The sequence below is a fragment of the Nakamurella alba genome (genome assembly GCF_009707545.1).
In the GTDB taxonomy this organism is placed as follows: Bacteria; Actinomycetota; Actinomycetes; order Mycobacteriales; family Nakamurellaceae; genus Nakamurella; species Nakamurella alba.
Genome location: NZ_WLYK01000011.1, coordinates 317,181 through 338,456, shown reverse-complemented (window position 1 = coordinate 338,456; position 21,276 = coordinate 317,181). Strand labels below are relative to the sequence as shown.

20 protein-coding genes and 2 pseudogenes are annotated in these 21,276 nt (G+C 68.4%); 9 read left to right on the top strand and 13 right to left on the bottom strand.

The genetic code is table 11. The annotated features are described in order from the left end of the window. Together GIS00_RS27035 and GIS00_RS23375 are read right to left on the bottom strand one after the other, a co-directional pair. Positions 1-905: pseudogene (locus GIS00_RS27035) on the bottom strand (IS110 family RNA-guided transposase); the annotation flags it as partial. Between the two features lie 204 nt (positions 906-1,109). Continuing rightward, positions 1,110-1,526 (bottom strand): VOC family protein, encoded by a 417-nt coding sequence (locus GIS00_RS23375; protein ID WP_154770839.1) that lies wholly within the window; start codon positions 1,524-1,526, stop codon positions 1,110-1,112. Positions 1,527-1,657: 131 nt separating this feature from the next. Here GIS00_RS23375 and GIS00_RS23370 point away from each other — a divergent pair, with 131 nt between their 5' ends. Next, positions 1,658-2,041, top strand: a complete 384-nt coding sequence (locus GIS00_RS23370) for a MarR family winged helix-turn-helix transcriptional regulator (RefSeq protein WP_322098357.1) — start codon at positions 1,658-1,660, stop codon at positions 2,039-2,041. Between the two features lie 140 nt (positions 2,042-2,181). Here GIS00_RS23370 and GIS00_RS23365 read toward each other — a convergent pair whose 3' ends face one another. Beyond that, the gene (locus tag GIS00_RS23365) at positions 2,182-2,667 is read right to left on the bottom strand and encodes a DUF1453 domain-containing protein (RefSeq protein WP_154770837.1); all 486 of its coding nucleotides are present in this window, start codon (positions 2,665-2,667) and stop codon (positions 2,182-2,184) included. A 182-nt stretch (positions 2,668-2,849) separates the two neighbouring features. Between GIS00_RS23365 and GIS00_RS23360 the strand changes: the two genes are divergently transcribed. Beyond that, on the top strand, positions 2,850-3,407 hold the full coding sequence (locus GIS00_RS23360; protein ID WP_154770836.1) for a dihydrofolate reductase family protein: 558 nt from the start codon (positions 2,850-2,852) through the stop codon (positions 3,405-3,407). An 8-nt stretch (positions 3,408-3,415) separates the two neighbouring features. Here GIS00_RS23360 and GIS00_RS23355 read toward each other — a convergent pair whose 3' ends face one another. Further along, on the bottom strand, positions 3,416-3,994 hold the full coding sequence (locus GIS00_RS23355) for a dihydrofolate reductase family protein (RefSeq protein WP_154770835.1): 579 nt from the start codon (positions 3,992-3,994) through the stop codon (positions 3,416-3,418). A gap of 107 nt (positions 3,995-4,101) precedes the next feature. On the opposite strand from GIS00_RS23355, the gene GIS00_RS23350 reads away from it, so the two are divergent. Further along, entirely contained in the window at positions 4,102-4,659 is a 558-nt protein-coding gene (locus GIS00_RS23350) for a dihydrofolate reductase family protein (RefSeq protein WP_154770834.1), read from the top strand. Here the strand turns inward: GIS00_RS23350 and GIS00_RS23345 are convergent, their stop codons facing one another. Beyond that, on the bottom strand, positions 4,660-5,475 hold the full coding sequence (locus GIS00_RS23345; protein ID WP_154770833.1) for an LLM class flavin-dependent oxidoreductase: 816 nt from the start codon (positions 5,473-5,475) through the stop codon (positions 4,660-4,662). 464 nt (positions 5,476-5,939) lie between these two features. Between GIS00_RS23345 and GIS00_RS23340 the strand changes: the two genes are divergently transcribed. From GIS00_RS23340 to GIS00_RS28705, 4 genes and pseudogenes are all read left to right on the top strand, one after another. Continuing rightward, positions 5,940-6,821 carry a patatin-like phospholipase family protein gene (locus tag GIS00_RS23340; RefSeq protein WP_154770832.1) on the top strand — a complete coding sequence of 294 codons (882 nt, stop codon included), beginning with the start codon at positions 5,940-5,942 and terminating at the stop codon, positions 6,819-6,821. Between the two features lie 240 nt (positions 6,822-7,061). Further along, the gene (locus GIS00_RS29570; protein ID WP_456094178.1) at positions 7,062-8,216 is read left to right on the top strand and encodes a glycine-rich domain-containing protein; all 1,155 of its coding nucleotides are present in this window, start codon (positions 7,062-7,064) and stop codon (positions 8,214-8,216) included. 174 nt (positions 8,217-8,390) lie between these two features. Further along, positions 8,391-9,950 carry an alpha/beta hydrolase gene (locus GIS00_RS23335; protein WP_154770831.1) on the top strand — a complete coding sequence of 520 codons (1,560 nt, stop codon included), beginning with the start codon at positions 8,391-8,393 and terminating at the stop codon, positions 9,948-9,950. A 1,289-nt stretch (positions 9,951-11,239) separates the two neighbouring features. Then, positions 11,240-11,431 (top strand): annotated as a pseudogene (locus GIS00_RS28705) (ATP-binding protein); the annotation flags it as partial. 44 nt (positions 11,432-11,475) lie between these two features. Here GIS00_RS28705 and GIS00_RS23330 read toward each other — a convergent pair. Genes GIS00_RS23330 through GIS00_RS23320 form a run of 3 tightly spaced genes read right to left on the bottom strand, consistent with a single transcriptional unit; the run spans position 11,476 to position 12,337 of the window. Beyond that, the gene (locus GIS00_RS23330) at positions 11,476-11,694 is read right to left on the bottom strand and encodes a hypothetical protein (RefSeq protein WP_154770830.1); all 219 of its coding nucleotides are present in this window, start codon (positions 11,692-11,694) and stop codon (positions 11,476-11,478) included. An 11-nt stretch (positions 11,695-11,705) separates the two neighbouring features. Then, positions 11,706-12,074 carry a type II toxin-antitoxin system PemK/MazF family toxin gene (locus tag GIS00_RS23325; RefSeq protein ID WP_154770829.1) on the bottom strand — a complete coding sequence of 123 codons (369 nt, stop codon included), beginning with the start codon at positions 12,072-12,074 and terminating at the stop codon, positions 11,706-11,708. Continuing rightward, entirely contained in the window at positions 12,071-12,337 is a 267-nt protein-coding gene (locus GIS00_RS23320) for an antitoxin (protein ID WP_154770828.1), read from the bottom strand. Before GIS00_RS23320 ends, GIS00_RS23325 begins: the two co-directional genes overlap by 4 nt. Positions 12,338-12,595: 258 nt before the next feature. Here GIS00_RS23320 and GIS00_RS23315 point away from each other — a divergent pair, with 258 nt between their 5' ends. Further along, complete coding sequence (locus GIS00_RS23315) at positions 12,596-12,799, top strand: hypothetical protein (RefSeq protein WP_154770827.1); 204 nt, start codon at positions 12,596-12,598, stop codon at positions 12,797-12,799. Between the two features lie 28 nt (positions 12,800-12,827). Here the strand turns inward: GIS00_RS23315 and GIS00_RS23310 are convergent, their stop codons facing one another. The 3 genes from GIS00_RS23310 to GIS00_RS23300 form a co-directional block, all read right to left on the bottom strand. Continuing rightward, positions 12,828-15,221, bottom strand: coding sequence for an ATP-binding cassette domain-containing protein (locus tag GIS00_RS23310; protein ID WP_154770826.1), 2,394 nt, complete (start codon positions 15,219-15,221; stop codon positions 12,828-12,830). A 461-nt stretch (positions 15,222-15,682) separates the two neighbouring features. Next, the gene (locus GIS00_RS23305) at positions 15,683-16,093 is read right to left on the bottom strand and encodes a VOC family protein (RefSeq protein ID WP_154770825.1); all 411 of its coding nucleotides are present in this window, start codon (positions 16,091-16,093) and stop codon (positions 15,683-15,685) included. Between the two features lie 5 nt (positions 16,094-16,098). Then, a complete protein-coding gene (locus GIS00_RS23300; protein WP_322098355.1) occupies positions 16,099-16,545 on the bottom strand; it encodes a helix-turn-helix transcriptional regulator in 447 nt (148 codons plus the stop codon). Positions 16,546-17,011: 466 nt separating this feature from the next. Here GIS00_RS23300 and GIS00_RS23295 point away from each other — a divergent pair, with 466 nt between their 5' ends. Beyond that, complete coding sequence (locus tag GIS00_RS23295; RefSeq protein WP_154770823.1) at positions 17,012-18,532, top strand: VOC family protein; 1,521 nt, start codon at positions 17,012-17,014, stop codon at positions 18,530-18,532. A gap of 81 nt (positions 18,533-18,613) precedes the next feature. Here the strand turns inward: GIS00_RS23295 and GIS00_RS23290 are convergent, their stop codons facing one another. After that, entirely contained in the window at positions 18,614-19,744 is a 1,131-nt protein-coding gene (locus tag GIS00_RS23290) for a hypothetical protein (RefSeq protein WP_154770822.1), read from the bottom strand. Positions 19,745-19,827: 83 nt separating this feature from the next. Further along, the gene (locus GIS00_RS23285; RefSeq protein WP_154770821.1) at positions 19,828-21,042 is read right to left on the bottom strand and encodes an alpha/beta hydrolase; all 1,215 of its coding nucleotides are present in this window, start codon (positions 21,040-21,042) and stop codon (positions 19,828-19,830) included. Positions 21,043-21,276: the final 234 nt, after the last annotated feature.

Below are 21,276 nucleotides of genomic sequence, written 5' to 3'. Positions count from 1 at the left end.
AGAGGGCTTGGTGGTGCCACGCCGCTTCGATGAGAAGTCGACGGGCATGACTGTTCCCGGTCTTGATGATTCCACCCTGGACCCGGGACGTCCCGGACGAGGATTCCGACGGCACCAGACCCAGATAGGCACCGATCGAGGAACCGGTCAACCGGTGCCAGTCACCGATCTCCACGGTCAACGCGAACGCGGTCGTGGTCGCGATCCCACGCAGACATCCCAACCGCCGCGCCACCGCGGAGAACTCCGAATCCACCGCCATAACTGCGATCTCGGTATCGAGACGGTTCCGGCGGGCCAGGGCGTGGGCCACCGCGTCGTAGGCATCGTCGAAGGCGATCAACACGCCACCACCGGTGGGCAGAAGATGTTCTTTACGGACCCGCCGCAACCATGCGTCATGCCGTCCGGTCCAGGCGTCATTGTCGTAGATGTGTCCGTGTCGCAGCAGCAACTTCGACAACCGATGCCGCGCCGCCATCAACACCGTCCGGGTGTCTTCCCTGGCCCGGACCAGATCCCGCGCCGATTCCTGCGCCAGGGTCGGAATCGTGACCGCGACGATGTCGCCGTTGCGGGCCAGCCGGGCCAGCAACAACGCGTCCCTGCGGTCGGTCTTGACCCGGTCCCCGGACGGACGCAGCAACTTTCGACGGCGCCGCGATCTGGTACACGTGCCCCGCCGCTTGCAGCGCCCGTGCCAACCCGTATCCGGTCGGGCCGGCCTCAAAGGTCACCACCACCGGGCCGTGCCCGGCGGCGATCTCGTCCACGAAATCGACCACCCGCTCGGTCAACGGGGACACCACCCGCTCGATCAGCTCACCAGTCAGCGCGTCAATCACCGCCGCCCGCACCGACCGGGCATGAACATCCAGCCCGACACTCGTACGCTGTTCAATCACCGGGGCCTCCTATGCATGTCGGCACCAGCCAGCCACCCTGGCCGGTGATCCACGAATGCTGCATACGCGAGGCCCCGGCCTACACCGCCAAACGGCCCGCGTCCTACATAGGGTCTGAGTCGGCCGGTATTGCCGTCGACCACCCTCGTCCCGGCCGCGCGGACATGGTCCGCGGTCCGGTCAGCCGGACGGATCGCGGTCCGGTCAGGCGGGCGGATCGCGGTCCGGTCGGGCGGACGGGTCGGCGGAGATCATCAGGACGTTGCCGTCAGGGTCATCGACCAGAGCCGAGTAGATTCCGCCGTCCCGCCCCGGGGCCTTGCGTCCGTGATGCCCGGCCCCCGTGAGCGCGAACCACCGCTCGTCGACACCGGTCTCGTCGTCGGCCACGAACTCCAGCAGCATCTGGTAGCTGTTCGTGGTGGGCCGGCGCCACGTCGGATCGTTGGCCGCCGAGAAGTCCTCCAGCAGAACGATGCTGACACCGCTGGCCATCCGGAACAGACAGACCCTGCGGTCCGGGAAGGGATCCGGCAGGTCGAGCCCGAGTCGTCGGTAGAACTCGATCGAGGCGTCCAGGTCGCGGACGTCGAGGACAACCATCCCGAGTTGGATGTTCATGAGTACTCCTTGCCGGTATCAGTGATGTGCTGCCACCTACGATATGCGCCTGCCTACGATCTGTCGAACAGTAGTCTGCGCCCATGTCCGACAGGCCCGACCTCGCTGCGACCGTCGCGCGCCTCGGCCGCGTGCTGATCGCCGCCGAAGGGCCGGTCCTGGAGCGGCATGGTCTGACGATGTGGGCGTATGTGGTGCTGTCGGTGTTGGGCCGGGAGCCGCACACCAGCCAAGGCGCGCTCGCCGACGAGATCCGTGCCGACCGGACACGGATCATCGCCGTGTTGGACGATCTGCAGGAACGTGGTCTGATCACCCGGGAACCAGACCCTGCAGACCGCCGGGTGCGACTGGTCGCGATCACCGCGGCGGGGGAGCGGTCACGGAACGCGGCTCGGCGCGACATCCGGCGGGGGGAGCAGCGCCTCCTCGAATTGCTGCCCACCGAGGAGCGGCAACAGTTCCTCCGCACCGTCGAGTTCCTCGCCGATTCCGCCCCCGACGCCCTCCTCTGAAGGCCACGACGTCCTGTAGCCCGGGAGCTGTTCTTCCGGTTGTTGCAGGACGTCTCCGGGGGTGAAACACGTTGTGCGTCCGTGGAAGTGGTCGCTACTGCGGCCAGTTCCACGGACGCTACGGGCGGCGTCCGAGGATCTCAGAGGCTGTGGGCGAGCTGGCGGGCGTCGGTGTGCAAGGCCTGGGTGCGGGTGAAGACGATCTGGGCCTGGACGGCGATCATGATGGCGATCATGAAGAGGATCTCGCCGAAGCCGGCGCCGTCGTTGATGTGCAGGAAGTAGGCCAGGGTGCCGAGGGCGAACTTGGCGGCGACGAGGGCGAGGAACAGGGCGATGGTCAGGGCGGTGCCCTTGCGCATGGTGCGGCCGTCCTCGGTGATCCAGATTTTGGTGTAGTGGCCGCGAGCCAGTCCGATGACGGCGGAGAGCGCGAAGCCACCGATCAGCAGGGCGGCGGCGCCGGCGGTGTGGGGCATCGCGAAGCCTCCGACTGCGAGGCCGACGGCGGCGTAGATGATGGCCATCTTGAACCGGCCGGAGGCGGTGACCTCGGTGATGACGGTCTGCTTGTAGATGGCCCAGCCGGTGAGGGCGAGCAGGGCGATGAGTTCGATGGGGGACATGGTGTGCTCCTGGTGGGTGTCCGTCCGGGGGCGGTCCCTCGGGCTGTTGACACCTACTTTCCAACGGTTGCGCCTACGCAACATCCGCCAACATACGTAGATCCGGCGATGACTCATCGGCGCCCCTCCCGTCACATGGACGTGACCGGCAGCGGGCCGGAGCAACGACGAGGAGGACGACGATGGCGAAGTTGATCTACTCGATGATCACCTCGCTCGACGGGTACGCCGAGGCGGCGGAGGGCGGGCTGGGCAGGGGAGCGGAGGACGAGGAGGTTCACTCGTTCATCAACGAGGCGTTCCGGGACGTCGGCACGTACCTGTACGGCCGGCGGATGTACGAGACGATGGTGTTCTGGGAGACCGCCGACCAGGACCCGGAGGCACCGGAGTTCGTGAAGGAGTACGCCCGGATCTGGAAAGGCGCCGAGAAGGTCGTGTACTCCACCACTCTCGACACAGTGTCGAGCGGCCGCACCAGGATCGAGCGATCCTTCGATCCCGACGCGGTCGAGCAGCTGAAGGCGGAGTCGGAGCACGACCTCACCGTCGACGGCCCGCACCTTGCGGCCCAGGCGATCCGGGCCGGACTGGTCGATGAGTACCACCTGTTGATGACGACCAGCGTCGTCGGCAGCGGCAAGCGGTTCTTCCCCGACGACGTCCGGCTCGACCTCGAACTGGTCGATCACCGCGCGTTCGGCTCCGGCCTCATCTACACCCGGTACCGCACACCCTGACCGCGTGGTCAGCCGCGCAGGGTCGGGCGGTAGGTGAGCTCGAGGGTGCGGCCGTCGAAGGTGGTCGAGCCGATCAGCTCGAGATCGAAGTCGTCGGCGCCGCCGAAGATCGGAGCCTGCCCGGTGCGGCCGGTGATCACCGGGAACATCGTGACCTGGACGACGTCGACCAGCCCGGCCTTCAGCAACGCCATGTTGAGCTGCAGGCTGCCGTGCGATCGCAGAGGGACGTCCGACTCCTGCTTCATCCGGGTGACGATCTCGACCGCGTCGCCGGAGACGACCTCGGCGTCCGGCCAGTCCAGGGGCGCGCTGAGCGAGCCGGAGATGACGGTGGCGGGCAGCTGCCGCATGCGGGTCACCCACGGATCGAAGACATCGGCGTCGGCGGGCAGCGTGGCGATCATCTCGGCGAACTCGCGGTACGTGGTGGCGCCGAGCACCACGCGCTGATCCGGCGTGTAGAGCCCGAGCCGGTGGTCGAGCAGCTCCGGGCCCTGCTTGCCCCAGTAGCCGCCCCAGTCGCCGCTGGTGGCGCCGAAACCGTCGAGGCTGCTGAAGATGTCGAAGGTGTAGGTCGTGCTCATCGTGGTCTCCTCGTCGATGGTGGGTGTTCATGTCGGTGCTACGAACGGGAACTACCGGATACGACAGCTCCCCGGCGATCGTCTGCCGGTTCCGGCATGATCGGGCAATGGGACGACTGGTGCTTGTTGCAGCGATCACGGCGAACGGGGCTTTCGAGGCTCCGGCGCCGGCTCCGGACGGTTGGCTGGTGCTCGACGACGAGAGCCAACGCGCGTCGCTCGAGATGTGGCGCTCGGCGGCGGCCATGGTGCTCGGGCGGCCCACGTACGAAGGACTGGCGGCCGTCTGGCCCCAGTTGGCCTCCGTGCCCGGGTTCGAGGAGTACGCACACCAGATGAACTCGATGCCCAAGTACGTGGCGTCGCGGACGCTGAGCGCTCCGCTGGACTGGAACGCGACACTGCTGACCGGAGACGCGGTCGCCCGCCTGGCCGAGCTGAAGGCCGAGCACTCCGGCGACCTGATCGTCTCCGGGATGGGTTCCCTAGCAAGGGATCTGCTTACAGCCGGCGTGGTGGACCAGGTCTGGATGAACGTCAATCCGTCGCTCATCGGTGGCGGTCCGCAGGTGTTCGGCACCGGTCCCGACATCCGGATGACCCTGCTCTCGGCGACCACCTACGGCTCCGGCGTCGTCCAGCTGCGCTACCTGGTCGCGCACTGATCAGCTGCCGGCCAGCTGTGCGACCACCGGCGCCAGGGTCCGCGACGAGTTCAACCCGATCACCACGTAGCTGAAGCCGTTCTCGGCCCGCCGGCGCAGGATCTCCTCGGCAGCGGCCGCTGGATCGGACGGCAGGTACGAGAGGGAGTCGGCGGCCCGCAGCGCGGCCGTGTCGATGTCCGGGGGAGCCATGAAGGCGGCCACGGTGTCGCCGACCACGGAGACGTGCAGCGCCAGCTCGACGTCCTTGCCGCGGAACTCCTCCGCCAGGACCGCGACGTCGGCGCGACTGCCGTCCGGACTTCCGGCGAAGGTGACGACGTCGGCGACCTCCGCTGCCAGCGCTCGTGCCTTGGGTCCGCGCACTGCCATCACCACCGGGGTGTGCAGGTCGGTGCCGTCGAGCTCGCGCAGCGTCTTGACCGAGTCGCGCACCTGGGCGACGCGGCCGGTCGCGGCCGCCTCGGGGATACCGAGGGTCCGCAGCTCGTCGATGAGACCCGGACGACCGGTGCCGATGCCCATGTCGAACCTGCCCTCGGTGAGCACCGACAACGAGTGGGACTCCCACGCCAGGTTCCACGGCTGCCGGAACGGCGAGGCGTACACCCAGGTCCCGACCCTGACGTTTGCGATGCTCGCGGCCAGTGCCAGGGTCGGACCCGGGGCCGGCTGCCAACTCGGCACGTCCGGCATCAGGACGGTCGAGTACCCGCTGTCGGCGATCCTGCGCACCTCGTCGCGCCAGGTGTTCACGTCGGTCAGCACCGGGGTGACCACCCCGAATCGCAGGGGCCTGGTTGTCGGATCCGTCATCGTCGTTCCTCTCGCTGTCGATCGGGTCCGGATGGACTCCTGCCTACTCCACGAAGGTGTGGCCCCCGATACGACACCCGGCACGAACAATTTCCGCCCGGTGCGGCGACGGAGGTCCAGGCGCCCGTCCAGCAGTGGGCTCACACGACCTCGCACCTGTCCGGCAGGTATCGACGCCGAGCTGGACATCATCTGAGCCCCGGACGTCGACTCCCTCCCTGCTGTCTGACGATCTGTGTGTCTGACGACCTGGGTCCGACGAGTCGGAACGACGGTTGTACCTCGGAAATGTCCGTTGCGGGGCGTCCTGCCCATGTGCAACCGTGCCGATGACCGTCAACCGACCGAAGGAGGTGACACCCATGTCCGCACCGCCCGTCCTGGGTGCCACCCCGCAGTTGTCGGCCGTCGCCGGCTAGGAAGTCGTGGGTGCGCCCGATCCACAGCTCCGAGAGGCCCCCACCATGACCACTTTGCACTCCAACTCCGGATCAGCCAGCGAGCGCGCGCTCGTCCTGCACGGCGGCGGATCCGCCGGCAACGCCTGGGAGATCGGCGTCGTCGCCGGCTTCCTGGACGCCGGGATGGACGTCACCGCAGCCGATCTCATCGTCGGAACCTCCGCCGGCGCGACGGCGGCCGCGCAGATCACCCATGCACGCCCCGCAGACCTCTTACGCGACATCCTCGATGCGGCGCCGCCGGCGCACCCGCCGACCGGGCGGTCGACGGTCGATCATCTCGACCGCACCAACCGCATCATCGCGGCCTCGAAGGATGCCGCCGACATGCGCCACCGGATCGGCGCCGCTGCTGTCGATCTGGAATCCGCTGATCCCGGCTGGTCCGGTCGCTGGCGCGCGATCGTCGCCGGCAGGTTGCCGGGTGTGGACTGGCCGGACCAGCGGATCCTGATCACTGCCGTGGACGCCCGCAGCGGCGAGATGGTGGCGTTCGACCCGAGCAGCGGTGTCGACCTGGTGGACGCCGTCGCCGCCAGCACCTCGAGTGGCGCGGCCTACCGGATCGGCGACGACCTGTACATCGACGGCGGATACCGCCGGAACGAGAACGCGGACCTGGCCGCCGGATGCCGCCGGGTGCTGATCCTCTCGCCGTTCGGTGGGCGCACCAGGCACCCGCTGGAGTGGGGGATGCAGCTCGACAAGCAGGTTGCAGAACTCCGCGACGCAGGCAGCACCGTGGAGATCGTCGTTCCGGACGAGACGGCGCGAGATGCGTTCGGCAGCAACATGATGGACCCACGGACCCGACCGCCGGCCGCGCGGGCGGGGTATCACCAGGGTCGGGGAGCGGATCCGAAGGTCCAAGAGTTCTGGCGCTGACTGTTCGACGCACGGCCCATCCCCAGCCCGGACATCCGCCGGCCGCATCTGCCCGATCGATCGGATCGGAGGCCCAGCCGATCGGCCAGCGGCACCCCGTTCCCGAGGTCCGGCGGCGAGGACCGGCGACATACCCGGACGAGTGAACTCGGCTCGGACACCAGGAGAGCTGGGCATACCCCGCACTCGCCGTAATCGCTCAGCTACTCTCAGGCAACAGTTGCAGCGATAGGGGCGGTCATGACGGGGCGGTTGTCGGGTATCAGGCGGTCGGGGCGACGTAGCGGCTCGATACTCGCCGTTGCGGGCCTGATCGCGACCGGCCTGTTGGCTCCGGGTACACCGCACCCGGCAGTGGCGGCCGACGTGTGCAACGAGATGAACGCAGTCCGTGCGGTCGTCTTCGACTGTCAGATCCCGGGAAGCACGACAATTCCGGTGCCGGCCGGTTCCACCACGCTGGACATGGAGATAGCCGGCGGCGGTGGCGGAACCGGCCGGGCGGCCGATTGGGGCAAGGTCACCGGGATCGGCGGTCAGTCACGCCGCATTCGTCTCAACCTGCCGATTCCATCCGGCACGACTGCCATCGGCGTGGTCGTCGGTGCGGGTGGCGCAGGTGCCAGCAGGTCGGACATCTACGTCGCCGGTTCCGGGGGCGGGGGATCGGCGGTGGTGGCTCTTGACGCCAACGGCAGCACCCTGATGACACTCGCGGTCGCCGGCGGGGGCGGAGGTGCAGGCACGGGTTATCAGACGAATCCCGCTCTTCGTTCCGGGTCGGGTGACGGCGGCGACGCGGGGGCGGCAAGGGATTCCGGGGCGGACGGCCAGTCGGCCGAAAGCTATTCGACCGACGTCGTGGCGGACGGCGGTAGCGGAGGATCGCAGGGCCGTGGTGGCGTCGGCGGCGGCCCCGACTCGGAGTCGGATATGGCGGCAACTGCCGGCCAAGGGCCGACCAACGGATTCGCAGTAGCGGCCGGAGGCCTCGGTGCCACCCTGCACCAACAAAGAGGTGGCGGCGGAGGTGGCGGGTGGACCGGCGGTGGCGGCGGCGGTGTCGTCTCCCGTGGAGTCGCCGGTGGAGGTGGCGGCTCGTCCTACGCTTCTGACTCAGCGGTGGTGGCGTACGACGTCGCCTACCCGGCCAATGCGCGGGAGCCGTATACCGCCGGACGGGGCGGATATGTCCGCATCGCCTTCGAGTACCGAGCAGCATCTGTGGGTGGCGGCCGGCCGTCGGAGATTCCCTCGGCCACGCCAGGCTCATCAGGTCTCGCGGAGACCGGTTTTCCTGCAGCGACTGTCACCGCGGCCGCACTGCTCGCACTCGCCGGAGGCGGACTGCTGCTCATCGTGCGCCGGCGACACCGGGCACGCCCGACCAGTTGAGAGTTCCGTGCGTCTGCGGCCTCCGCCGGTCGACCCATGGAGCAATTCCGGGCGGGCCGCCGTTCGATGCACAAGCGGCTTGTGGCGACCTGGGTCCATTGTCCGGTTCTGACAGGCGGGGCTAGGTTCGGCCCCACTCGCGGCTGACAGCCTGCGCGCGAGCAGGAGGTCGGAATGCGTCTCGGTGCACATCTGCGTCGGTTCAGCCTTGTCGCGGTTCTCGCCGCATCGGTGACGGCCGGGCTCGGCGGCGTCCCGGCGGCAGCGGCATCCGCCCCGGCGCCGACGATCGTCTGGTCCGAGTGTGACGGCTTCGAGTGCGGCACGGCGGAGGTCCCGCTCGACCATCAGCGGCCGGCAGGGGAGCGGATCTCCCTGGCTCTGATCAAACTGCCCGCCACGGATGCCTCCCACCGCAAGGGATCGCTGTTCCTCAATCCCGGCGGGCCGGGCGGTTCCGGGGTCTCAGCGGTCCGGGACGGAGCTTCGTCATTTCCCGCGGAGCTGCGCAGGGCCTACGACATCATCGGATTCGACCCACGGGGGATCGGGGAGAGCGCCACGTTGCGGTGCTTCACCAACCGCGAGGAGGCCGAAGCAGCGGCACACACGCTGCCGTACCCCCTGACCGCCGTCGAGAAGCAGCAGTGGGTAGCGACGGACGGACTGCTCGCGGACGCCTGTGCTGCGAACGCCGGACCCATCCTGCACCACATGTCGACCGCCGACGTGGCGCGCGACCTCGACCTGCTCCGGATCGCGGTGGGGGACCGGTACCTCAACTACCTGGGCTACTCCTACGGTTCCTACCTGGGCATGACGTACGCCAACTTGTTCCCTGCCACCGTCGGCGCCTTCGTGATCGACGGGGTGCTCGACCCTGTGGCGTGGTCGACCGGCCGTGGCAATCAGGCGCGGACACAGCCGTTCACCGATCGGATCCTGTCCGCTGCGGGTGGTGAGGTGACCCTCGCCGAGTTCTTCCGGCAATGCGACAAGGCGAAGCAGCAGTGTGCCTTCTCCGGGAACGCCCGAGCGCGCTACGAAGCCTTGCTGGTCCGGATGCGCACGAGCCCGGTGGAGTTCCCGGGGATCCCGGGCTTCTTTCTGACCGATCGGAACCTGGTCGCCACCACTTCAGGAGCTCTCTACAATCCGGACTCCTGGAGCGACTTCTCCGAGTTCCTGGCCGATCTCGAAGCCGGCGCGAACGCCGAGGCGGCGGTCGGATACCAGGAACTGGAGGACGAGCTGTCCGATGCAGGAGCCGCAGCGGCCGACTACACCCCGGGCGAGGGCATGCAGGCCGTCACCTGCGCGGACACGGCGAATCCGTCCACAATCACCGCGTGGAGTGTGGCTGCGGACCGATCCGCCCGGCTGGCACCGCATTTCGGCCGACTGTGGACCTGGCAGAGCAGCAGCTGCGCTGACTGGCCGGGCAGCAGCGACTCCCGCTATGCGGGACCCTGGAACCGCCGGACCGCGCATCCTGTGCTCGTCGTCGGCAACCACTTCGACCCCTCGACGCCGTACACCGGAGCGGTGATCGCGTCCTTGCTGATGCCGAACTCCCGGCTGCTGACCTACACCGGATGGGGTCATCTGGCCTACCTCAAGGCCGGCAACAGGTGCATCGACGACAAGGTCACCGCCTACCTGGTGTCCGACACACTGCCGCGGAAGGGAACGGTCTGCCGACCGACCGGGTCGCCTTTCACCGGCACCGGATGAGCCCGACCACCAGCTGCGTTCGCTGCCTCTGTGCCGTTGAGCCGAACTCGCCGCTCCTGACATGTCGTGGCGACGGAACAAGCGACAGCGTCGGCAGCAACGCCGGTGCCGGCGGCATGGACCAACTCGCGACCTCGTCGGCTGCATGAAAGTTCTTGCCGTGCATCAGTCGGTGTCGAGGGCCGCACGGGAAGCAGGGTCGGATGTCGGGGAGCAGAGCCGAGGTCTTAAGAACGTCGGCGGCGCCCCTCGGTGAACTGACATAATGTGCATTATCGGCGATACAGGAAGGAGCTGGTCCGAGGACTGCACCCATGTGGCCGCAAACCCCACTCAGCCCTGATGTCTCCCGCCAACGAGTGGCTGCAGACCTCTGCTGGAGCTGCCGGTCGACCTTCTCGCGCAGGATCGTCGGGCCGCCTCACGTGCGGCGAGCGGCGCGCACCGACGTCGACGGATCCGTCGTCGGCGACAGGTTCACACCGCCGTCCCAGCCGAAGACCTGTGACTCGGCGACAGGTTCACACCGCCGTCCCAGCCGAAGACCTGTGACTCATCTCAGCGGGTCGGACCGTGCATCAGTTCCGGGAAACGTCCCGTCGAGCGTCAGGCGCCGGCGCGGCGGAGCCCCGACATGCTTCCTGTGAGCTGCACAGGACCCACGGCAACGTGATTCGATCCTCCTCACCGCATCCCGGCACCTTGGCCACGATTCGTCACGTGACGTTTCCAACTCGAAGTGCGCCCTCGCGCAGCGCTTCTCGTGCTGTGCGCCAGACACTCTTGTCGTCTCCGACCGGCCCCTCAGCTTCCCGACAGGCTCGGTCGAGCAGTTCGTTCTGTCTGTGGATCCGATGCCGAGACGAGCGTCAGCCGCATCTGTGCCGGAACGCACCCGTTCGGGGCCGTCCGCACACCGCCGGCCTACAGGCCTTGACGGTCGCGAGTGCCGGCGCGAACAGCCTGCTGACAACACCGAATCTCTGCGTCCCACCAGGATGGCCGCGACGAGAGCCGTTGCGGCGCCGGATGAGCCAGCACGTCATCGCCAGTTCCACCATCCGGAACTGATCAACGGACCTCGACCGCCCGAGGCAGTCCCCGGCACCGGACCGCACGACGACTGCCTCCCAAGCGGCCGATTCGTCACGTGACGTTATGCCGCAGGGTCCGCCGACAAGGTCCGGGCCGAAGAACTTCGCCGAAATGTCATCTCACCGCGACCCCACTGCCGGATCACCGCGTATCGCTGCCGCCGTTCGGCCCGGGCGGCGGCAATGAGCGAATGAGGCCAAGTCCTCGGCGACAAAACAGTTGCAGCAGCATTTCTCGACCGGCTGCTGTACAGATCCGTGGTCATCGACATCAACGGCGACTCCTACCGCCTCCGCGACCACCACGCCCGCACCGACCACCTACGCCGCGCCACCAACCCCGGAACAGCTACCATCCGACGGTCACCAAGTGGCCAATTTCGATGAGCGGCCCCGGGGAGATTCGACGAGCGCCATCAATCACAGCTAGGTCAACCACGGCGAGCCGGTGGATGGTGGTTGACCTCCGGCCGCCCGACCCGGGGTCCCGTCTCAGGCCTTGGAGGCACCAGTTCCAGACCTTGCTGATCACTGGCGCCGGTGATGTCGGTCAGCGCGGCGGCGGCGTGCCCGGTCGTGTCGACGACGGTGACGACGGCGGCCTGGTCGCAGACGTCCTCCTCGTCTCGCCACAGTTCGCAGGAGGGCATCGCTCCAACCCTCAGTCGTCGATGTACAGGTCCAGGGCGAGGAGGCCGACGAGGGCCCAGTTCAGCTGGTGCAGCTGCTCACTGGTCAGACTGCCCAGGACGGGCCCCATGCGCTGGATGTCGATCGACCTGATCTGTTCCGGCTGCGTCTTGGACGGCGCGGTCAGACCTGTCTCATCATCTGCGGGCAGCACCGTCTGGTGGAGCAGGACATTGCTGATGTTGCTCGTCAAGGGCACCACGGTGATCATGCCGCGCCCCAGCCGGACGCTGGCTGTGTTGAGGGCGTCATCCGAGACGATGACGACCGGTCGGGTCTTGTTGGCTTCGCTGCCGCGGGTCGGTTCCAGGTCGGCGCGGACGATGTCGCCCCGCCTCATGCCCCGCTGGCCTGCGGTCGCACCGACGACGAACCGTAGACAGGGTCCGCCTCGATGCCGTCGCCGGCGGTGCGATCCCACAGTGCGGCATCGCCACTGTCGATCCACTCGTCGATGGCGATCTCGTAGTCCTGGGCCAGCTGTGCCCGGCGGAACACGGCAATGACGTGGTGGAGGGCGGCGGAGCGGGTCAATCCCTGGTTACGCGCATAGGCGTCGACGGTAGCCAGGTCAAAGCCGGTGAGGCTGACGCTGATCTTCATGCTGGCCAGGGTATACCCTTGTGGTAGCACCATCTGGTCGCACGGTTCTGTTCGTCTGTTCGTCTGTTCGTCTGTTCGTCTGTTCGTCTGTTCGTCTGTTCGTCTGTTCGTCTGGCGCGGTGGCCAGCCGGACTCGACACCTTGGTGCACGGTCGGCGGTCATGCGGTCCGAAGGGACAGCACGGCACACCTACTGTGGTCAGGTCGAAGGCATCTCGGGCACCGTCGACGAGATGATTTCCGCAGGTCAGCGGCCGGTTGACACACTTGATCTCGGCGGGTCGTGCCGCGATCGCCGCGGGCACCGGCACCGTGATCTCCGACCTGACCGCCAACCGCGACCTGACCAAGCTCACCGTCCTGGGCTACCTGCAATCCGTCGGACGCACCCGCGGTACCTACTACACCGCCGGCGGCATCATCACCGAGATCGTTGGTCGGTTGCGTGCCAGGACGACGTGACGATTCCTCCCGGGCCGAGAGGCCACGGTCAGCGCCCCACGTAGGCGGCGAGGTGCTGCCCGGTGAGAGTCTTCTTCTTCGCGACCAGATCCGCCGGCGTGCCCTCGAAGACGACCTTCCCGCCGTCGTGACCGGCGCCCGGACCGATGTCGATGATCCAGTCGGCATGGGCCATGACCGCCTGGTGGTGCTCGATCACGATCACCGACTTCCCGGAATCGACCAGTCGGTCGAGCAGACCGAGCAGTTGCTCGACGTCGGCCAGGTGCAGACCGGTGGTGGGCTCGTCGAGGATGTAGATGCCGCCCTTCTCCCCCATGTGCGTGGCCAGCTTCAGCCGCTGCCGCTCGCCACCGGACAGTGTGGTCAGCGGTTGTCCGATTGTCAGATAGCCGAGCCCGACCTGGGAGAGCCGCTCCAGGATCTTGTGTGCCGCAGGCAGCGCGCCCTTGCCGGCGAAGAACTCCTCCGCCTCGGCCACGGGCATCGCCAGGACCTCGCTGATGTCCTTCCCGCCCAACTTGTAGGTCAGCACCTCGGCCTGGAACCGCTTGCCCTCGCACTCCTCGCACGGGATCGCAACGCCGGCCATGATCCCGAGATCGGTGTAGATGACGCCGTTCCCGTTGCAGACCGGGCACGCCCCCTCGGAATTCGCGCTGAACAGCGCCGGTTTGACGCCGTTCTCCTTGGCGAACGCCTTCCGGATCGGCTCCAGCAACCCGGTGTATGTCGCCGGGTTGCTGCGCCGGGACCCGCGGATCGCCGCCTGGTCGATCGCAACGACACCCTCACGGCCGGCGACCGACCCGTGGATCAGCGAGCTCTTGCCGGATCCAGCCACGCCGGTCACCACCACAAGGACACCTTGCGGGATGTCCACGTCGACGTCCTGCAGGTTGTGGGTCTTCGCGCCGCGGATCTCCAGCACGCCGTCGGCCTCGCGCACCGACTCCTTGAGAGTGGTGCGGTCGTCGAGGTGCCGACCGGTCAGGGTGTCACTCTTCCGCAAACCCTCCACGGTCCCCTCGTACATCACCTGACCGCCGGCGGCGCCCGCGCGAGGACCGAGATCGACCACGTGGTCGGCGATCTGGATGGCCTCTGGCTTGTGCTCGACCACCAGGACGGTGTTGCCCTTGTCCCGCAGCTGCAGCAGCAGCGCGTTCATCCGGTCGATGTCGTGCGGGTGCAGGCCGATGGTCGGCTCGTCGAACACGTAGGTCACGTCGGTCAGCGACGACCCCAGATGCCGGATCATCTTCACCCGCTGCGCCTCACCGCCGGACAGCGTTCCCGACGGACGCTCCAGCGACAGGTAGCCCAGCCCGATCCCGACGAACGAGTCCAGCGTCTGCTGCAGCGATTCCAGCAGCGGCGCCACGCTGCGGTCCTTGACCTTGCGCACCCACTCGGCGAGATCGCTGATCTGCATGGAACACGCATCGGCGATGCTGATGCCCTTGATCTTCGACGACCGGGCACCTTCGCTCAACCGCGTCCCCTGGCACTCCGGACAGGTGGTGAAGGTGACCGCCTTCTCCACGAACGCCCGGATGTGCGGCTGCATCGCGTCGACATCCTTGGACAGGTAGGACTTCTGGATCTGCGGGATCAGACCGAGGTAGGTCAGGTTGATACCGTCGACCTTGATCTTGGTGGCGTCCTTGTACAGGAAGTCGTGCAGCTCCCTCTTGGTGAACTTCTTGATCGGCTTGCTGGTGTCGAAGAACCCGGCACCACGGTAGATGCGGCCGTACCAGCCGTCCATGCTGTAGCCGGGCACGGTGAGAGCACCGTCGTCCAAGGACTTCTCGTCGTCGTACAGGGCGGTGAGATCGATGTCGTTGACCGATCCGCGGCCCTCACAACGCGGGCACATGCCGCCGACAACGTTGAAACTGCGGCGCTCCTTCGTGGTCTGACCGGCCCGCTCGAAGGTCACTGCACCGGCACCGCTGATCGAGGCGACGTTGAACGAGTACGCCTGCGGGCCGCCGATGTGAGGATCGCCGAGCCGGCTGAACAGGATGCGCAGCATGGCGTTCGCGTCTGTTGCGGTGCCGACGGTGGAGCGCGGGTCGGCGCCGATCCGCTCCTGGTCGACGATGATCGCCGTGGTGAGCCCGTCCAGCACGTCGACGTCGGGGCGGGCGAGGGTGGGCATGAATCCCTGGACGAACGCGCTGTAGGTCTCGTTGATCATGCGCTGGGACTCCGCGGCGATGGTCCCGAAGACCAGCGAGCTCTTCCCGGATCCGGACACACCGGTGAACGCGGTGAGGCGGCGCTTCGGCAGCTCGACGCTGACGTCCTTGAGGTTGTTCACCCGGGCACCGGTCACCCGGATCATGTCGTGGGTGTCGGCGACGTGCGAGTCGCCTCCGGCCTTCGCCGACGTGCCGGTCTTCCTGGTGGCCATGCCGTCCCTCTCTCGCACCGATGTCGCCGCCGGAACGGATCCGGGCGGCGACTCGGTGCTGTTCACGTGGTGATGCCTGGTGCTGTCGTCGGACGTTCCTGTAGCCGTGTGCGGTGCTGTGATGCTGCCATTGGTGCCGGTGCCGCGCGCACGGCGGTGCTGTGGCAGGACCTGACCCGGTCCGGTGTTCACCCGAGCCGGCATCCACCCGATCGACCATCTCACCCGCACGCCACCACGGTGAACCGCGCAACGAGACGGAAGGTTCCCCGCTCGCGTCGGACAGAAGGTTCCGACGAGCCACGCGGCTTCCCGTCGTGGCCGGCGGGGTGCATCCGGTGCCGGCCATGTCCGCCGTGGGGCGGCGGTGCCGGTGATGTCCGCCGTGGGACACCTCTGATGATGTGTCTGACGATCAGACATCAATCGGCCACCCCGCGCGGTGCCGGAGCGAAACCGACCTACTTCCGTTCCTGGATCCGCACCATGTTGCCCGAGGGGTCGCGGACGGCGCAGTCGCGCACGCCGTACGGCTGATCGGTCGGCTCCTGGACGATCTCCACGTCCGCGGCCTGCAACTTGTCGAAGGTGGTGTCGAGGTCGGGCGTGGCCAGCAGGATGCTGCCGTAGGTGCCCTTGGCGATCATCTCCGTGATCGTGCGGCGCTCGTCGTCGGTGATGCCGGGGTCGATCGCCGGCGGGTGCAGCACGATCGAGGTCTGCGGCTGGTCGGGCGGACCGACGGTGAGCCACCGCATCCCCTCGTAGCCGACGTCGAGCCGCAGCTCGAAGCCCATGGTGTCCCGCCAGAACGCCAGCGCTGCGTCCGGATCGGTCTGCGGGAGGAAGCTGGAGTAGATGGTGATGTCCATGTCGCTCACGCTAGTTGCGGCTCGGCGACCCGGGCTTCTCGATTCCTGACCGGTCTGGTCACCTTCTTCTCCTCGCACGCCGGCATGCCCTCGGTGATCCCGGCGACCCGGTTGCGGTACACGCTCGGCGGCTCGCCGACGAGCTGGGTGAACCGGCTGCTGAACGTGCCCAGCGAGGAACAGCCGACCGCGAAGCAGACGTCGGTGACGCTCATGTCGCCCCGACGCAGCAGTGCCATGGCCCGCTCGATCCGCCGGGTCATCAGGTACGAGTACGGGGGCTCGCCGTACGCGGCCTTGAACTCGCGGGTCAGGTGACCGGCCGACATGTGCACCCCGCGGGCCAACGCCTCGACATCCAGCGGCTGCGCGTACTCCCGGTCGATCCGGTCGCGGACCCGACGAAGTCGCGCCAGGTCCTGCAGGCGCTGCTGCTCGGGAGTCACGGCCACGGCCCTGATGCTGCCACGCTCCCCTGCGACCGGACCACACCCCTCCCGCGGGCGGACCCCCACCTGGTGCGGGCGATCGTCTGACACCTGGGCAATCCGAGCCCTCTGCTTCCGGGACATTCATGCCACCGCGGGACCGGTCGGTCGTACCACCGGTTGGTCAAGACCCAGGGGTGGCGGATGGTCGTCGATTCGGCCAGAGTGCGGGCATGTATCCGGCAGTGGCACCGACGGTCCCCGTGTCCGACTCATCGGGAATCAGGCAGTCGCATCCAACGGCAGTGGGGCATCCAACGGCAGTGAGGTCTGGAACGGTGTCGACGGATCTGTCGATGCCGCGGCTGCATCCACTGTCGATGCCGCGGCTGCATCCAGGGGGCATCCCATACCCGTCGCTGACAGGACGACCGACGCCGAGCCTCCCGGCCGGCCTCGGTGTCACTCGCGACCTGGAGACCGCCCGGCCATGAGTTTCCTCGAGACCTGGCAGCTGCGTGCGGCTTTCGCGCGGCGGCTGTCCGACCTGTACGGCACCGAGGTGCCCGCCTACGTCACGCTGCTCGAGGTCACCGGCGAGGTGAACCGGGACGTCATGGGCGCCCAGGGTGCTGCGGCCGAGCGCCTGGGCAGCATCGATCGGGTCACCGCGGAACGGCACGGCGCCATCCGGGTCGGTGATCCGCGCGAGCTGCGTCAGGTCGCCACGATCTTCGCCGCCATGGGCATGTACCCGGTCGGCTTCTACGACCTGCGGGAGGCGGCGCCGACCCCGATCCCGGTGGTGTCCACGGCGTTCCGGCCGATTGATGCGGCCGAGCTCGCCCGCAACCCGTTCCGTATGTTCACCTCCATGCTGGTGCCCGAGGACCGGCGGTTCTTCGACGACGACCTGGGCGCCCGCGTCCGCACGTTCGTCGGCGCCCGCCGGCTGTTCCCGGACGAGCTGCTCGACCTGGCCGCCCGGGCCGAGGCGGCCGGTGGACTCGACAACACCGATGCCGACACGTTCCTCGCGTTGGCGACGGGAGCGTTCGCGCTCTCCGGCCAGCCTGTGGACCGGGCCTGGTACGCGGAGTTGACGGCGGTGTCGGCGGTCGCGGCGGACATCGCCGGGGTCGGTTCGACCCACGTCAACCACCTCACGCCCCGGGTCCTCGACATCGACGAGCTCTACCGCCGGATGTCGGACCGTGGCATCACGATGATCGACGAGATCCAGGGGCCGCCGATGTGGGCCGGCCCGGACGTGCTGCTGCGGCAGACGTCCTTCCGCGCGCTCGACGAGTCCCGACGGTTCCTCGAGGCCGACGGCACCACCACCCAGGGACACCTGCGGGTGCGCTTCGGCGAGGTGGAGGCCCGCGGCGTGGCTCCGACCCCGGAGGGCCGGGCACGGTACGAGACGGCCATGCGGCGCACCGCGGAGGCAGCGGCCGACATCGCCGATCGCGCTGCGGTCCTCGCCCGCGAGTGGGCCGCGCTGTTCCCGGACACCGACCTCGGGCTCATCGAGCAGGACCTCGCGTACTTCACGGTGACGGCGACGCCAGGCGCGGCCGCGTCCGACGCTGCAGTTTCTGACGCTGCAGTTTCTGACGCTGCAGTTTGTGACGCTGTGGCTCCCGGCCCTGCGGTTGCCGGCAATACAGGCACCGCCACAACAGGAGCGCACGCCGGGCCGGCGGCACGGGACGGCATGGGTGACCTCGTTGAACTGGTGCGCTCGGGCGTCCTCTCCGTCCGTCCGATCGTCTACGAGGACTTCCTCCTGCAGTCCGCCGCCGGGATCTTCTCCTCGAACCTCACCGGAAAAGGAACCGTGGACGCCGCAGAGGCAGGTGTTCCGCGCGACAGGCAATGGATGGCAGCCGCGATCGACCGTGAGATCCGGGACCCGTTCGAGCTGTACGCCGCGGAGCGTCAGGCGTCCCTGGATGCCGCCGCTACCGTCCTCGGGCTCTCGGGGATCCGACTGCCCGGACGGTGACTGCCCGCGGCTGAGTCCTGAAGCCTCGAGGCCCCCTCATATCTTTCCGACCCGCACCGCTCAGCCCGATGACTCAGTGGATCAGCAGGCCAGGACGGCGTCCGGCCCGTCGGCGGCAGCGATGCCGGCGCACTCGTCCGGGATGTAGATCCGCTCCGGCGCCGCCCCGGGTCCCCACCAGAACACCGAGGACGCACTGCCGTCACCGGTGAACCCGCCGACGATCGGCCGGTAGGTGGCAGGGAGCGGCAGGTTGCCGGTCACGGTGATCGACTGGGTACCGCTCGCGATCTGCCAGACCTCGAGCGAGTCCTCCGGAGCCCAGAGCAGCACGACATCGCGTGGTCCACGCAGGATCAGCTTGTCGGCGATCGGACCGAGGTCGACCGGACGCGAGGCGTGAGCTCCGGCGCTGTCGAAGGTCCACAGGTAGTCGGTCGCGCCGTCGAACAGCACGTCGTCGGCGGCGCCGGCGAACGATCCGGTGGCCACCGCATAGCTGCCGTTGATCCGCTCAGGCTGCATCCGGAACCCGGTACCGCTGCCTGCACCGGTGGTGAACCAGGCGGCGTCGGTCCGGGTGCCGGCACCGTAGAACAGGATGTCGGCGAGCCCGTTGCCGTCGAGATCGCCGACCACCGGTCGAACGTCACCGGTGATCGAGTACGACCGCCCGGTGCGGGTCAGGTCGCCGCCTTGCGGCCAGGTGTAGGTGTCCACGCGGATCGGGTGTGTGGTCCCGCCACCCATGAACATCGAGCGCGACTTGACGTCGGCGGTGGTGCTCGGCAGCGACGCGAAAGTGCTGATGCCGACGGGCACGTCGATCGGCGCGGTCAGGTAGACCCGGCCCGGCTGGTCGAACCGCCACATGGTGGCCCGGCTGCTGCCCGGGGTGACCCAGAGGATCTCGTCGCGGGCATCGCCGACGAAGTCCCCTACCAGCGGTGCGTAGTTGCGCCCGGAGATGCTCAGCGGGAAGGTCACGAAGGTGCCGTCGCCGTTGGCGCGGAACAGCGAACTCTTCCCGCCCTTGTAGGCGTACCAGAGGATGTCGTCGGTCGGGTTGCCGCCGAAGTCGCCCACGATTGGCAGGTAATTGGTGCCGGACACGTTGTTCGTCGGGATGTCGCTGAAGTAGGGCGGTACCGCGGACGCCGGGCCGGCAGCAACCAGTGGCAGCAGGACCGCCGCCATGACCGCCGTTGCCACGGATGTCGCAATTCGCCGGAAAGTCCTCGAACGGTGCATGTTCGCCTCCTGGTCGACCGGGAGGTACCCCGCTGCTTGTCATCTCACACGTGCAGACCCCGGAGCTGCTGCACCGCAGCCACCGCCGAACCGACACTCCGAGCAGGGGCCGCGTCGGGCGGGGTGTCCCCCGGTCGGTCCGCACCGAGGCCGTGGAGGCCCACCCGGCCGTGCACCGCGAGGTCACGCTCGGCGGCGAGCCCGGCTATCACTTGGGTCAGGGCCTCCGACGCGGCCGGCACCCGCGCGAGCTGGTCGGCGAAGCCGTGGGTCAGGGTCGGGAACTCCAGCAGCTGCGTGCGCACGCCGGCTGCGGCGAGCCGCTCCGCGTAGTCGTTGCCCTCGTCGCGCAGTGGATCGAACCCGGCCGTGGCGACCACCGCCGGCGCCAGCCCCCGCAGATCGTCGGCCGACGACGGGGCACAGTAGGGCCGGCGTTCGTGTCCCGCACCGTAGCTGTCCCAGTAGTAGCGCAACGCGGTGCGGGTCAGCAGGTAGCCGTCGGCGAACCGCTGCTGCGACGCGGAGGCCATCGTCGGGTCGAGAGCCGGGTAGATCAGCAGCTGGGCGTCCACGGCCGGTGACCCTGCGTCCCGGGCGGCCATCGCGACCACGGCGGCCAGGTTGCCACCCGCACTGTCGCCGCCCACCGCCAGCCAACGGTGCGGCACGGTGTCGGCGACAGCCTGCACCACTGCGAAACAGTCGTCGAAGGCAGCGGGGAACGGATTCTCCGGGGCGAGCCGGTAGTCGACCGACACGACGGTGGCTCCCAGCCCGGACGCCAGGGCCCGGGCGATCGGATCGGCGGTCGCCGGGCTCCCGACCACCCATCCCCCGCCGTGGATGTACACGACCACGTCGACGTCCGCGCCGTGACCGCCCACGGTCTCGGCAGCAGCCCGATCGACCGCCGTCGGCGCGGTCGCGGCAGGGACCCTCACCGGGGACCGGTCGGCACGGTCGGTGCCGGGCACTCCACCCGGGCCCACTGCGGGCGCCACCGGTCGGTACCACCGCACCGGCACCCTCCCCGAGGAGGTCACCACCTCACCGTCCTCGACCAGCAGATCAGGCGCGGTGCCGGCGGGAACCGGCCCCGGCCGGTCGGAACCGACGTCGTGCAGGTACTCGATCATCGTGTCGAAGTCCGCCCGGATCATGTCAGGGTCCGCGAGACCAGTGACGGTGAGTCGTGTTTCGAGCTCGGTCAGCAACGAACGGACGGCCGGGTCGAGCCCCGGACTCGGCTCGGTCATGGGTGAACCCCCTACAGGGAATGGTGAACGGAGGAGATGGCAGGAGATGGGATGGCGGGAGATGGGATGGCGGGAGATCGAGGCGTCAGGGGGACGGAGCGTCAGGAATGGCGGGAGGTGAGCACTGCAGGTGGGCACAGCCGGTGCCGGACCCGCCGGGATCCGGTGACGAGCACCCGACAACCGGCCCCGGCGGGCAGGTCTCGCTGTGTGCGGGACCGCCGACGATCGGTC

Excerpts from the sequence above, each read along its gene's own strand:
- GIS00_RS23350 (WP_154770834.1), top strand. The coding sequence starts at position 4,102 with ATGGGACGACTGGTGCTTGTTGCAGCGATCACGGCGAACGGGGCTTTC.
- GIS00_RS23355 (WP_154770835.1), bottom strand. The coding sequence starts at position 3,994 with ATGAGCACGACCTACACCTTCGACATCTTCAGCAGCCTCGACGGTTTC.
- GIS00_RS23360 (WP_154770836.1), top strand. The coding sequence starts at position 2,850 with ATGGCGAAGTTGATCTACTCGATGATCACCTCGCTCGACGGGTACGCC.
- GIS00_RS29570 (WP_456094178.1), top strand. The coding sequence starts at position 7,062 with ATGACGGGGCGGTTGTCGGGTATCAGGCGGTCGGGGCGACGTAGCGGC.
- GIS00_RS23335 (WP_154770831.1), top strand. The coding sequence starts at position 8,391 with ATGCGTCTCGGTGCACATCTGCGTCGGTTCAGCCTTGTCGCGGTTCTC.
- GIS00_RS23375 (WP_154770839.1), bottom strand. The coding sequence starts at position 1,526 with ATGAACATCCAACTCGGGATGGTTGTCCTCGACGTCCGCGACCTGGAC.
- GIS00_RS23365 (WP_154770837.1), bottom strand. The coding sequence starts at position 2,667 with ATGTCCCCCATCGAACTCATCGCCCTGCTCGCCCTCACCGGCTGGGCC.
- GIS00_RS23345 (WP_154770833.1), bottom strand. The coding sequence starts at position 5,475 with ATGACGGATCCGACAACCAGGCCCCTGCGATTCGGGGTGGTCACCCCG.
- GIS00_RS23310 (WP_154770826.1), bottom strand. The coding sequence starts at position 15,221 with ATGGCCACCAGGAAGACCGGCACGTCGGCGAAGGCCGGAGGCGACTCG.
- GIS00_RS23285 (WP_154770821.1), bottom strand. The coding sequence starts at position 21,042 with ATGACCGAGCCGAGTCCGGGGCTCGACCCGGCCGTCCGTTCGTTGCTG.
- GIS00_RS23295 (WP_154770823.1), top strand. The coding sequence starts at position 17,012 with ATGAGTTTCCTCGAGACCTGGCAGCTGCGTGCGGCTTTCGCGCGGCGG.
- GIS00_RS23330 (WP_154770830.1), bottom strand. The coding sequence starts at position 11,694 with ATGCCCTCCTGCGAACTGTGGCGAGACGAGGAGGACGTCTGCGACCAG.
- GIS00_RS23320 (WP_154770828.1), bottom strand. The coding sequence starts at position 12,337 with ATGAAGATCAGCGTCAGCCTCACCGGCTTTGACCTGGCTACCGTCGAC.
- GIS00_RS23340 (WP_154770832.1), top strand. The coding sequence starts at position 5,940 with ATGACCACTTTGCACTCCAACTCCGGATCAGCCAGCGAGCGCGCGCTC.
- GIS00_RS23305 (WP_154770825.1), bottom strand. The coding sequence starts at position 16,093 with ATGGACATCACCATCTACTCCAGCTTCCTCCCGCAGACCGATCCGGAC.
- GIS00_RS23325 (WP_154770829.1), bottom strand. The coding sequence starts at position 12,074 with ATGAGGCGGGGCGACATCGTCCGCGCCGACCTGGAACCGACCCGCGGC.